Origin of the sequence: Nitrosospira multiformis, from assembly GCF_900103165.1 — a bacterium.
GTDB lineage: Bacteria > Pseudomonadota > Gammaproteobacteria > Burkholderiales > Nitrosomonadaceae > Nitrosospira > Nitrosospira multiformis_D.
In genome coordinates this window covers 927,551-939,886 of record NZ_FNKY01000001.1, presented here as the reverse complement: position 1 = coordinate 939,886, position 12,336 = coordinate 927,551, and the positions used below count along the sequence as shown (strand labels likewise).

Below are 12,336 nucleotides of genomic sequence, written 5' to 3'. Positions count from 1 at the left end.
GCCAGCGCGTTACGAGTTCCTCGCAAAGTATAGGGATTTTTGAATGGTTAGTTCGCCGCCGCCGGATGCCCCGATCTTTAACGCAACAATGCGAAAGTTTGGGGCACCCCAAACAATCATTCATCAATATCAATACTGGAGCGTCATGCTCCGGCCAGTGCAGTTAACGCTTGGTTCCCTGGTTCTGGTCGCTCATGAGCCGGTTCATAAATTCTCCAAGCTTAGTCAAGAGAGCTTTACCGAGCTTCACAAAATAACAGCGCAGCTGGAACCTGCTTTAGCAAAAGCGTTTAATTACGACAAACTTAATTATCTGATGCTCATGATGGTTGATCCAGACGTACATTTCCATGTTATTCCGCGTTACGCAAAGGCAAAGAATTTTCATGGCCTGGAGTTTATCGACTTCGGTTGGCCTGGAGCGCCTGATTTCCATCGGCCAAATGAAACCAATGCTGAAACTAACCAGCATATCATCGATTACATTTTGCCCCGCTGGACATAAGCGTCACGCCACCGTGATAGGGGAAAAGAGCCTAAACTCGATAAAAACAAACATTTCAGGCAAGTCGGGATTTATATGGCGGGGAGCGCACAAGTCTATTGCGATTTTATGGTTTGCTGGATTTGCAACTCGAGGCCGCTAACAAACAACAATTGATTTCAATGGTATCCGGTTAAAACAGCAGTGAGTACGTGGAGATCAAGCGCTGGCGAGGATTCTCAAGCAGGTTATCTTGGTGCCGATTTAAAGTAAATTGATTCATTTTCGAATAATTTTCCGAAATTAATTCTTCAGGGTTGCTTATGAATTCGGGTAATGCTATGTTCGCGCAGCCTGCGTACTGATTTGCTATCGTCGAAAAGGAACTTCCAGTTGATGCTTCGCTCTACACATTGCTGCAAATCCTGCGGATCTTTGTATTCGAGAGAACCCGGCTACAGTAAGTCTTCACAGCCACTGGCGACATTCCCGGACAGACCGGCTTCAACAACCAGTTAACAACCAATTAAATTTGTTAAACCTTTAACGGGACACCACCGATATGATTTGTGAAATGAGTCAACGATGATACAACTTGTTTTGTTGCGACATGGGGAAAGCATCTCGAACCGGGATGGGTATTTTACCGGCTGGAACGATGTCGCATTGAGTCACCGGGGTGAGCATCAGGCGGAGCAGGCCGGTCGGCTGCTCAAAGAGGCGGGCTGTGAGTTCGACATATGTTTTACTTCGGAACTTAGACGAGCCACTGACACATCGCGTATCGTATTGTCGGCGATGGGGCTTGACGGATTGACCACACGGCAGAGCTGGCGCTTGAATGAGCGCCACTATGGCGCGCTGGAGGGAGTTCATCGTATTAATGCTATCGGGAAATTTGGCATATGGCCCGTCCTGAGCCCCCAGTTGCGGTTTACTGCAGTACCTCCCCCACTGGGTCCCGATGATGCCCGTTGTCCAGGAAATCAGCTCCGTTATTCAGATGTTGACAAGAATGAATTGCCGCTTGCGGAGAGCATGCAGCAGACTCATTCACGGGTCTTGCCTTATTGGCAGGAAACCATCGTACCCGAGATCCTGCGTGGGAAGCGGGTTCTCGTCGTATCTCACCGGCACGTCTTACGCTCATTGATGATGCAGTTGGATGGATTGTCCGTTTCCCAACTCATGAAATTATCCATAGCAACGGGACGTCCGTTGGTATACAACCTTGATCATGAACTGGGTCCTGTTCAGCATTACTATGCTGATCGCCAGTCCGCGTAGTCACATGTTCAGTACCAAGCTTAGCTTTCCTGGAAGCTCTATGCTCTGGCCTTCCCGGTAACAGGCGATAGCCGGAATAGCGATAGGTGCCGAACATAAATCCCGGTGTGTTTCAACGGTCGCAAGCCGCCTAGCCGTGTTCGTCAAAAATTTGAATTGGATTAACAAGCTTACTTCGGAAGCCAAACGGTATCATGCCTGAAATGTGTAGCAAGGCATGCAGTATTTCACCCGGCATAATGTTGCCACCTTGCAGGCAGGCAGGTCTGTTGCTCAATCTTCAGAGGTATTCTTGACACGATTTTCCGTGGTGATTCCCACGCTTGACGAAGCAGACCACATAGATCCATTACTGACGCGTCTGTTTGCACTGGATCTGGCATCGGGTAGTTTTGAAGTCATTTTTGTCGATGATGGTTCGCGCGATGGAACTCCCAGCCGGGTGCGCGCCTGGGAGGCGCAGGCGAACGTGAGATTGATCGAGCGGCATGAGCAGCCGGACCTGGCAGGATCGATTCTGGCGGGTGTGGCGCTGGCGCAGAGTGATGTCATCGTCGTGATGGATCCGAGTCATCCGCCTGAGCGACTGCCCGCTCTGGTGGCCCCGCTGCTGGACGGCAGCCATGACGTGGCTGTCGGGAGCCGCCATGTGCCAGGCGGCGGCACCGGGGGATGGCCACACCGCCAATGGCTGTCGCGCCTGGGGGACTGGTGTGCCCGCTCTCTCTGTGATGTGAGTGACACCACTTCGGGATTCTTTGCCTTCCGCCGGGAACTGGCCGCCACTCTCACCGAACGCGCTCGCGGATATAAAACCCTGCTCGAACTGCTCATGGCCGGCCAGGGCAAGCTTAGAGTCGTGGAAGTGCCTGTTTGCTTTCAGCAGCGCACACATGGCACCGCCAGGCTATCGTTCCATTCCCAATGGATTGATCTGAAACGCCTGGTGACACTGGCTGGCGGCACGGTTTCCTTCGGCAGCACCGGCCGGTTTGCGGCGGTGGGGCTGTTGGGTCTCGTTATCGACATCCTCCTGTTCCAGTGGCTCATGAGCCGGGGTGCCGGCCTCGCGCTGGCGCACATCGTGAGTTTCTTCGCCGCCGCCGCGGTGAATTACCCGCTCAACTCGAAATGGACGTTCCAGCCTCCCCCCGCAGGCTATCCGCGATGGTCTCATTTTGGCCGTTTCCTGACGATGGGGCTATTCACCTTGCTGATGCGCGGCGGGGTCCTGGCATGGCTGGTCTATGGCTGGCATATGGCCCCCATGCTGGCGATATTTCCCGCTGTCGCAGTCACGGCCGCCCTCCAGTATCTCGGTAGCGCCTTCTACGTGTTCCCTGTCCAGCAGGACCTTCCCTCGGCGGATGTGCGCTGGCGGGTAGCCTCGCTCGGCATTGTCGCCTTTGCCGTATTGCTGCGCCTGATCTACCTGGGCCAGGCACAGCTGATTCCCGATGAGGCCTACTACTGGAATTATGCCCAGCACATGGAACTGAGCTTTTACGATCACCCACCCATGGTGGCGTGGCTGATCTGGCTGGGCACCGCCATCTTCGGCGATACGGAGTTCGGCGTTCGCATCGGTGCATTCATCTGCGGCCTGATAACAATGGGCTACCTATATGCGCTGGCACGCAACCTGTACGACAAATCCACCGGCATGCGCGCAGTGCTGCTGTTGGCCATACTGCCGTTTTATTTTTCCACCGGCATGGTGATGACAACGGATGCGCCGCTGGTGGCCGCCTGGGCCGCGACACTGTACTACATGGAACGGGCATTGATCGCTGATCAACGTTCAGCCTGGCTGGGTATGGGCATTGCATTCGGCCTGGGGATACTGTCCAAGTATACGCTGGGCCTGCTGGGACCGGCGGCGCTGTTGTTCGTGATTCTAGACCCCGCCTCACGCCGCTGGCTACGCCGTCCGCAGCCATACCTCGCCGCCGCGCTTGCCCTTCTGATGTTCTCGCCCGTCATTATCTGGAATATGGACAATAATTGGGCGTCGATCATGTTCCAGTCAAACCGGGTCAAGGGAGGAAGTGAAGATCAATTTGCGGCACATCTATTATTTCTCCATCTTATGGTCCTGTTGACGCCGGTGGGCTTGCTTGCCGCAATCATGGCGGTCTGGCCGCGAACCGAGCGCGACTCCAGCACCTATGCACGCAGGCGCCGACTATTCGTACGAGTATTCGCCGGCGTGCCGCTGGCAGTGTTCTTCGTTCTCAGTATTTCCGAGTCGCAGCGGTTTCACTGGACTGGACCGGCATGGCTTGCGCTGCTGCCAACCATGGCTTGGTTGATGGGTCAGGCGGGCGATTTCAGTACCCTCGCACGCCGTGTGAAAGCGGCCTGGAAACCTACCATTGCAGTTTGCATCTTTCTCTACGCATTTGTACTGCACTACGTGGTGCTCGGCATCCCCGGCATCCCCTATAACTTTTTGTCGGAACACTATTTCTGGCGGGAGGCCACTAGGGAAATCGAGCAGGTTGTAGCGGAAGTTCGACAACGAACGGGGCAAGAGCCCATTGTGGTAGGAATGAGTAAATGGTCGGTGGCCGCCTCCCTTTCCTTTTACAATCGCAGCGGCAAACCAATGGAGATACGCTCGCGCAATATGTTTGGCGACAGCGGCGCCATGTACGATTTCTGGTATCCATCGGAGCCGCCCACGTCCCTGCCAATCATCCTGGTGGGAATGAGGGACCACGAGCTCGAGCGTACCCGAAGAATCCCTGACATTGGCCGGATGCTCGTACAGCCTGGACCGATACAGGAACAGCGAGTAGCCACACCTGACGGCAAACCATTGCGGCGGATATATTACCGCATTGCACAGGGGTATTTGGGTAAAAATCCTTAATAGTAGTTGCTTGTAGATAACAGCTACATCAGCGTATTACTCCACGCCGCAACAATTGCCACGAAACCTTAAAACCCCATAGCACCGGATGCCGCCGTAACATGGGCGTCACCTCAACGCGCACTCCAGTATGGCGTTCGATCTTCCATGCAGCATAACTAATGCTGTCGCTGAAGGTAAATGCCGCCTTTGTCAGCCGTAGCACCGACAGGACCGTGCCCTGCCAGCGGCGTAATCGCCAGCGCCATTGCGCACGCCGACGGTCCGCTGCATTGATCAGGCATCGATAGTCCCCGTCCGGCAACATCTCCAGCATGCCCACTAATACCGGCGCCGCATGCTCGGTCAACCGTGTGTAATCATCCAGATTGATCTGGGCAAGCTGTTGCGCTCGCGTCGCACGTTCGGGCCGCAGTTCGGCTGCATAGGTCTGCGTCAAACCGTTGACCCAGATTGCTTCAACGTTCGCCACGGACGAGTTCAGCATGGGAAGACTGGATTTCAGAAATGTCACGACAGCGCGGGCCAGCGCAGTGTAAATATGCTTGCGGATGGTCTCGTCACGCACGTACAACAATCGGGAAGGTTGGGCAAAGCGTGCCCACAGATACGGATGAAACCAGCGCCAAGTGCCTTGCTCGAAATCTGTCATTGAGACTACGGCGTATTTGGCGCGGAATTTCTTTTCCTGCGTATGTCCCGGTGCGGATACCTCGAGATAAAACACATTGGGTGCCAACCACGCATTAAGGTATCCAAGATAACGCTCTGGGTAAGCTTTACCGTAGCTGTTTACGATAGCGTAGAAATCCACGACGCCATCACCAAGATCATCGGACCGCAGGCAGGATCCATAAAGGAGAACGGCCTCCAGCGATGAGCCGAACCGTGATTTCAATGCTTCAACCAGAACAAGAAAATCCGCTGATACAGCCCTTGAGCTCAGCGAAGCAATCTCGGCGACTAGATTGTTGGGAATGGGTTGATCAAATATCGAGGCGTGGTCTGTCATGACTGTGAGTTTACCTTACCGGCTCCCAAGAAGGTAATTGGACCGGCTGCTGTAATACGCAATGGTCCATTCTCGCTTGATGCCCGGTAGGATTCGCCATCGACGATGTAATCGTCATCGATCAACAGCTCCAGCGCCCCGGTATTGCAACTATGATAACCGTCTTGCTCTTTAAGGGAGCCTCCGTGGCCTGAAAGTAGCGCCAATAGCGAACGTAAGGGACGATTCGGTTTCTGCCGAACAAATGTTATATGAAGCGGTTCCTCCTCTTTTCCCCAGTACGGACGCATGCCAAACAACAAGCGATCCAGGGTGCTGGCGAAGAGAAATGCATAGGTTCCATGATGCAGCTCAATATTCCTCTCGATAATTGACATCCGGACCGGTGCCCAGGCTCCGTGACGACGCCCGAAAATCAGGCCAATAAGATAAACAACTGTAATAAGACCTGAATAAATTTCTCCGGTAATGCCCAACTGTTTTATCTTGCTCTGAGAAAATATCACAGCGCGGGCAATCAATCCGACACCAAAAAACATTCCATAAACCTTTGCCACCCCGGCTTGTTCAATGCACAGCACATGGCGCTGTAAAAATACCGGGGGGATTTGCTTCAGCAGATCCCCCTTCAATTGCTGGAGAATAAATTCCGGTTTACCGCAGATACCCAGATCCAGCGCTGTCATGTTGGTGGTACCGCCCGGGATAATCGTTAGTGCAGGCCATCTTGCGAGTGGTTGCGTTGCAAACAAATGACACAAGACTCCCTGTACGGTACCATCTCCACCAATAATTACCAGCAAATCAACATCTGCCCGTACAAAAGCATCCACCGATGCGTTAATCTCAGGTTCGTTCGTGACTTCACTGCAGGTTGCACCCGGAATCTCGGCGAGTACCCGCCTTATTGCATCCTTGCGCTTGCGAATACGTCCGCTGAGAGGATTGAAAAGCAATCCGATCATAGCCCCCCCAGATCTCAATCTATCTATCCGTGAATTTTCTATCATTTTTCCTAACTGCCAAGGGTGCAAAAATACGAACCGCCAGTTTCCCTTCATCCTCGCCAGGTACAATGTCCTCAAACCATGATCGTAAAGGCCCGTGCGCCCGCCGTGCTTGCCAACCCATCATTACCCGAACAGCAAGAAAGAGGGTGGAGAGAAGATGCCAGATAATTACCAACCAGAGCCCGATGTCCGGCCGGTCTATAAACCAGCCGAATGTCAACAGGATCAGGTTAGGATTACGCCGTGCGGTAATGAGCCGGTTAAATGAATCCAGTGGGCGCCAGATAAAAATATCAAATGATGCGATCCAAAACTGGAAAACTCCTTCACACAATCGGCCACCCACATAACCGATGAGTATCAACGAGAACATCATTGGCAAGTCGGCTGTCTGCGTTAGTGCTGCTGTCAAGCCTACACCCCAGGCCATATACCATAGCGGTGGATGAATAATATCCAGGCCGTGATCGAGCACATCTCCAACACGGCTTGAGGTGACGGTTACTCGCGCCAGCTTCCCATCGACCGTATCCATAAAGGTCATCAGCCATCCCATCACCAGACCTATGCCATAGTGGCCGTACCAGAAGGCAACCCCAGCCAGCACTGCAAACACAAGACTGAGCAGCGTAACCTGGTTTGGCCGTATACCGAAGCGCACACAAACGCGAACAGCCCAGGATGCGGGTATGGGCCAGAGCCATTTCGTCACGAGGTCGGTCACGCCTTTGTACGATCGGGCAAAGAGTTCTGACTCCAGCCGCCGGCAGTTATCTCTACTGATAGGTAATAGGTAGGGCAGATCCCTTTTCTTGAGAGTTTGCTGAAGACCCAACAGATTCAAATCTCTTAGGGTATAACGAGGCAAGGTGGAGAAAGACTCTCCTTTCCCCCCGTCCATGAAACTCGCCAGCGCATGGTGCATATCTCCATCAGTAATCCGGATTGCGACCGGCTGGCCTGCGTCACTGCTAAGCACCAGGTTCACTTGCGTGTTAACTAACGCCATCAGGACTCTGGCATCAAACAAATGATCTGCCCGTAAGAATAATGCTGGCGCACGTGCTGGAATCTGCTCGGGACTATCGATCACTCTGGTCTGCTTAAATGCCTTTAACATCCGTTGCAGTCGCTCGCGGCCACTCAGGCCCCAGATATTCGTCTCACTATCTCCGAGGATATAGATGTAGGTTATCACTGGGATATTCCGGGTCGTTGTCTGTGTCTGGATTTGAAATCATTGAATGACCTGCTATGTTCGTAGTGGCTGCTGGTCGTGTGGAGGGACGCACAGATCGAAATATATGCCGTCTCACTGCCACGGCAATACGCCATCCGGAACGAGTGCCGAATCCTTTTACTCTAATGGGAAATAATAAGCAAGCGGCTAAAAAACCCGCCGCAACCAGAAATTAGCAAGGGCAATCAACAGTAGCCCAGGACCGAGAGCAGTTAGCGCAGGATTCAAATGCAGCAATAAACCCACATTCGCGATAACCTGATCAAACAGGTAAACACTGATTCCAAGCATGGATGCGAGCACCAGCTTATTGCCAAGGCCCGTCCGTACCGATCCGAAAACAAAGGGAATGGAAAGCAACAACATTGCAATGGTTGTCAATGCTCCGCCCGCCTTCCGCCACAAAGCCAGTGCATAGGCATCCGCCTCCTGACCGGTCGCGCGCAAGAAACGCACATGCAGAAACAACTCGATGGGAGAAAGACTCTCAGGTGACTTGGTCAGTGTCGAAATATCATCCGGATTCAGAAATGATCTCCAGTTCATCGATTTTGTACTCGCGGACTCGATGCGTTGTTCAGTAAATGTCTTGATGGTGACGTCGCTTAATTCCCATAGATGATCAGCGATGATATCCGCATACTTGGCATAGGTATAGGTGAGCAGGAACCCGTTATCGTCAAAATGCATTACCTCGATATCCGCAGCCTTTTTTGCATGCAGCATCTCACCGATACGTAATATATTCCGCTCATCCCGGGTCCAGATGCCCAAATTCTTGCCAAGAGCCGCGCTCTTGTCAAGCGCAACCGCACGGGACGAAATAGCCCTCTGCTGAAGTTGCGGCGCGACAAATTGTTCCAGTACGGCCATGAATAATAAGAGAATCAGTCCAACTCCCAGTGGAGCGAGACTGATACGAATGGGAGAAACACCCGCTACCCGTAATGCGGTCAGTTCGGAGTTAACAGCCAGCCGTCCCAACGCAATCACATTGCCCAGCAGCGCAATAAAAGGTGCAAGTTGGACAAACCTGCGTGGCAGCAATAGCGCGGTATGCAGGAACGCATCCTGGATGCGATAAGTCCCTTTTCCTACATCGTCCAGCTGATCCAACAGGTCGAGAAAGCTGAATAACGGCAAGAGTACCGCGGTAGCGATGCCCAGCCCCATTAAAACCTGTAGGGCAAGGTAGCGATTAATTATTTTCATTGGCGCCGGAATAGCTTCCGCCAGAAACCGGGCGATAGCAAGCTGAACGCAACCATGGACATCAAGACGTAAAGCCACCAGACACCCGGTACTCTGCCGATGGCTCCCTGCTCCACCCATGTTTGAGCCAATCCATTCAGGATGTAGTAAATCGCAAAAACCAAAGCTGCAACATAATAAGTTTTTTCACCCTTATCCTGGCGAGGTGAGGCGCGGCTGAATGGGATGGCAATAAGTGCCAGCAGAATGGTGGCAATGGGACGTGAAAGCCGCCACTGGAATTCCGCAATATCGCGTGGCTGATCAGATTTCTGCAACACCATGGTGGTGGCGGCCTTGCGTTTGTAATCCAGCACATTGCCGCTATCGGTAAAATATACCAGCTTCTCGAACCGGACCACCATATCTCTCGTTTCGGAATGCATCAGCCGGTAAGTAGCGCCATCAAGCAAATTAATTTGAGGGCGTTGGCCGGCTGCCGGCTCCTGCGGATGAGCCTCTTTGGCTACAATAATCTCGCTGCTGTCTTTCTTTCTGATGTAATGAAATACATTCTTCATCTCCTTGCCGGTGCTATCCTTGGTCTGAAGATAGATGACTCTGCCGCTGCCTTCGCTTCCATAGAAACGCCCGGCCTGGAATCGATCCATATTTAATTCAGCCTCCGCCTGCGCATTCAGGATATAGCTTTCTTCATAGGCCCATGGACGTACGAAGATAGAAAGTACACCACTGATAATTCCCACGGGAATGGCAACGATGAGTACAGCATAAATTATGCGGTTATCGCTGACACCGGCGGAACGTAATACATTAATTTCCTGATCCCTGTGCAGCCGCCCAAGACCCATGACAATAGCGACGTAAAGAGCGATCGGCATCAGTACTTCCAGGGCAATCAGCGTCCGCAGCAGTATCAGCTTCAGCATGGCGGCAATACCCAGCGATTCTGTGACAGCAGCTGACAGAAAACGAGCACTGCTGAAACTTGAGAATAATGCCGCCAAAATGATGATCACTACCGTAAACGGTATCAACAATTCACGCGTAATATATCGTTCTATTATTTTCACGGATTCTTCTCGCCAGGTGGTGCTGAAACGGCCATATGCTATGGAAACTGGTCAGGCGAGTCTGTTTTCTTTTGAGCAAGCGTCACTGCTCCCGCCAGGACGGACTCCACAAGCAGCATGTCCTCCACCTTGTCGACATCAACGCCGGCCTGGGGAAAAGGTAAAAATACCGGCTGTACCTTGATCCCGGTTTTGGCCAAAACAGCTTTTAACCCGCGGTCGAGCGTCAATAACCCAAATAGGTACAGGAATACAGGCGTAAGGCCGAAAGTCTGTGCGATCAATTTTCCCGGATGTTTGCGCAGGTCTTCCGCCCGCTGCCAGAACGACACCAAACCACGGCCACGAGGATTAAGAAATGCATAAAGATTGCAGCCGCAGACGCCGCCATCCCGCAGACGTATGACGGTTCGCTTTACGCCGGGAAATGCAGCGGCGACATCTTCATATTTAACCACCCCCACCGTGGCGTCGCTATCCGCCTTTTGCGACTCACCTAAGAAGTAGCGCACAATTGAAGGCGTCAATAAAGCATGATCGGCTGTCGTCAGTAATACCGGAGCGTTCTGATCGATGTGCATGAGTCCGCTATCGGCGCTGCGGCTGGGGGAATCCAGGTTCGGCAGCCAGATGACCCGCCCGCTTGCGATTCGCCTTTCCAGCTCGGGACAACCGGGGATTGCGGACTTGGGCGGTCCACATATGATGATCGTCTTCACCATATTACTGGCTTCCAGCGCATCCAGCACGCGAATGATCATCGGTGTTCCATAGATCGGTGCAAACGCCTTGCAGGCCATGCCCGTTTTAGCCGCCACCGGGTCACCCGCTGCGCGGTCCGCGGCCAGCACGATGGCGGTAAATTGATCAGTTTTATTCATCGCACGCTTTGATTCTCACTCTGACACCATCTTGTTCGTCAACTATCGATTACAACGTCTTGCCAAAAATCCGGTAACGCTTGTACTGCCGGCAACCCAGGTAATCAAGGATTGCACGCATTGCCTTGTTATCCTCAAGTATCCATGACAGTTCAACCGCCTGGATCCCTCTGGAAAGCGCTGCCTGCCGCGGCGCATCGATTATCATAATCGCCAGCGCCATGCCGATCGGGGAGCTCTGAAATTGCTTGCGTACTCCCATCAACGGTATCCGGCCGGTACAAACCCCTCTGGATTTAAGGTAGTTGATCATTCGCATCCAGCCGAATGGAAACAAACTGCCATTAAGCTCGGCGAATATTTCGTTAAGGTTGGGCAATCCGACCATAAATGCCGCCGGGTGACCCTCAACTTCGGCAATCTGAATGAACTCATCGGGCACAAGCAGACGAAGACTGCTGCCAAGCTCGGCAAATTCGGCTTTGGTAAAAGGAACGAAGCCCCAATTCTCCGACCAGGCATCATTGAATATATCACGCAATATTTCCATCTCTTCGCCAAATTTGTCGCGGCGTAGTGTACGTAACCGTACCTGTCCGGAAAATCTTTCAATCACGGTATTCATCAATCGGGGCATCTTATGGTCAACCTCCGCCCAATAGGCAAGCAGATCCCGCAACGGTTGATAGCCTTGCTCTTCGAGTAATCGACCGTACCATACGCGGGAATGCGGCATCATCACCATCGGCGGCGTATCGAAACCCTCCACCAGGATGCCGCACTCCTGATTGATGGATAAATTGAATGGTCCGCTGACATGCCGGGTATGCCGGGCAGTCAGCCACTCCTCAGCAGTATGTAGAAGCGCAGCGAATACCTCCGTGTCATCCATCCCTTCCAGCGAACCAAAATGACCCGTATCCTCACCATAGCGCTGCCGGTGCAGTTGATCAATTTGGGCACAGATCCTCCCCACCGGCTGATTGTTCCGGTATGCAATCCATGCTTGCCATTCTCCGTGTTTGAAAAATGGATTGAATCGGGAGAAATGCAGTCGCCGCTCCAGGCGCAGAGGGGGTACCCACATCGGGTCATCCGCATATATGCGCCAGGGAATATCGATAAATATCCCCATCTCACGATAACTTGTGACCGGGCGTACGACTACAGCACCGCCTATTGGCAGACCAGGCTTTTCATTCATGACGGAATATGAATAATCAAGGAAACCATTACGCTAAAATATCGTATGTCAAAGACCA

At 52.7% G+C, this 12,336-nt stretch carries 10 protein-coding genes; 3 read left to right on the top strand and 7 right to left on the bottom strand.

From position 1 onward, the window contains the following. The first annotated feature begins 43 nt into the window (after positions 1–43). The 3 genes from BLR00_RS04240 (at position 44) to BLR00_RS04230 (ending at position 4,646) form a co-directional block, all read left to right on the top strand. Positions 44–505, top strand: coding sequence for an HIT family protein (locus BLR00_RS04240; protein ID WP_074630988.1), 462 nt, complete (start codon positions 44–46; stop codon positions 503–505). 564 nt (positions 506–1,069) lie between these two features. Continuing rightward, complete coding sequence (locus BLR00_RS04235) at positions 1,070–1,771, top strand: 2,3-bisphosphoglycerate-dependent phosphoglycerate mutase (protein WP_074630987.1); 702 nt, start codon at positions 1,070–1,072, stop codon at positions 1,769–1,771. Between the two features lie 217 nt (positions 1,772–1,988). Further along, positions 1,989–4,646: a glycosyltransferase family 39 protein gene (locus BLR00_RS04230; RefSeq protein ID WP_176759933.1), complete on the top strand. Its 2,658-nt coding sequence runs from the start codon at positions 1,989–1,991 to the stop codon at positions 4,644–4,646. 28 nt (positions 4,647–4,674) lie between these two features. Here BLR00_RS04230 and BLR00_RS16890 read toward each other — a convergent pair whose 3' ends face one another. From BLR00_RS16890 to BLR00_RS04195, 7 genes are all read right to left on the bottom strand, one after another. Further along, entirely contained in the window at positions 4,675–5,658 is a 984-nt protein-coding gene (locus BLR00_RS16890) for a hypothetical protein (protein ID WP_074630986.1), read from the bottom strand. Beyond that, positions 5,655–6,623, bottom strand: a complete 969-nt coding sequence (locus tag BLR00_RS16885; protein ID WP_256324039.1) for a diacylglycerol/lipid kinase family protein — start codon at positions 6,621–6,623, stop codon at positions 5,655–5,657. The genes BLR00_RS16890 and BLR00_RS16885 overlap by 4 nt, the downstream gene beginning before the upstream one ends. A 19-nt stretch (positions 6,624–6,642) precedes the next feature. After that, positions 6,643–7,866 (bottom strand): CDP-alcohol phosphatidyltransferase family protein, encoded by a 1,224-nt coding sequence (locus BLR00_RS04215; RefSeq protein WP_308811298.1) that lies wholly within the window; start codon positions 7,864–7,866, stop codon positions 6,643–6,645. Between the two features lie 189 nt (positions 7,867–8,055). Further along, positions 8,056–9,120, bottom strand: coding sequence for an LPS export ABC transporter permease LptG (gene lptG, locus BLR00_RS04210; RefSeq protein WP_074630983.1), 1,065 nt, complete (start codon positions 9,118–9,120; stop codon positions 8,056–8,058). After that, complete coding sequence (gene lptF / locus BLR00_RS04205; protein WP_074630982.1) at positions 9,117–10,193, bottom strand: LPS export ABC transporter permease LptF; 1,077 nt, start codon at positions 10,191–10,193, stop codon at positions 9,117–9,119. The genes lptG and lptF overlap by 4 nt, the downstream gene beginning before the upstream one ends. A gap of 38 nt (positions 10,194–10,231) precedes the next feature. Further along, positions 10,232–11,074: a nucleotidyltransferase family protein gene (locus tag BLR00_RS04200; protein WP_074630981.1), complete on the bottom strand. Its 843-nt coding sequence runs from the start codon at positions 11,072–11,074 to the stop codon at positions 10,232–10,234. A gap of 49 nt (positions 11,075–11,123) precedes the next feature. Next, positions 11,124–12,278: an N-acetyltransferase gene (locus BLR00_RS04195; RefSeq protein WP_176759932.1), complete on the bottom strand. Its 1,155-nt coding sequence runs from the start codon at positions 12,276–12,278 to the stop codon at positions 11,124–11,126. Positions 12,279–12,336 lie beyond the last annotated feature (58 nt).

Bases quoted from the DNA above. Each gene is read 5' to 3' on its own strand.
- BLR00_RS04240 (WP_074630988.1), top strand. From the start codon at position 44: ATGGTTAGTTCGCCGCCGCCGGATGCCCCGATCTTTAACGCAACAATG.
- BLR00_RS04235 (WP_074630987.1), top strand. From the start codon at position 1,070: ATGATACAACTTGTTTTGTTGCGACATGGGGAAAGCATCTCGAACCGG.
- BLR00_RS04230 (WP_176759933.1), top strand. From the start codon at position 1,989: ATGCAGTATTTCACCCGGCATAATGTTGCCACCTTGCAGGCAGGCAGG.
- BLR00_RS16890 (WP_074630986.1), bottom strand. From the start codon at position 5,658: ATGACAGACCACGCCTCGATATTTGATCAACCCATTCCCAACAATCTA.
- BLR00_RS16885 (WP_256324039.1), bottom strand. From the start codon at position 6,623: ATGATCGGATTGCTTTTCAATCCTCTCAGCGGACGTATTCGCAAGCGC.
- lptG (WP_074630983.1), bottom strand. From the start codon at position 9,120: ATGAAAATAATTAATCGCTACCTTGCCCTACAGGTTTTAATGGGGCTG.
- BLR00_RS04200 (WP_074630981.1), bottom strand. From the start codon at position 11,074: ATGAATAAAACTGATCAATTTACCGCCATCGTGCTGGCCGCGGACCGC.
- BLR00_RS04195 (WP_176759932.1), bottom strand. From the start codon at position 12,278: ATGAATGAAAAGCCTGGTCTGCCAATAGGCGGTGCTGTAGTCGTACGC.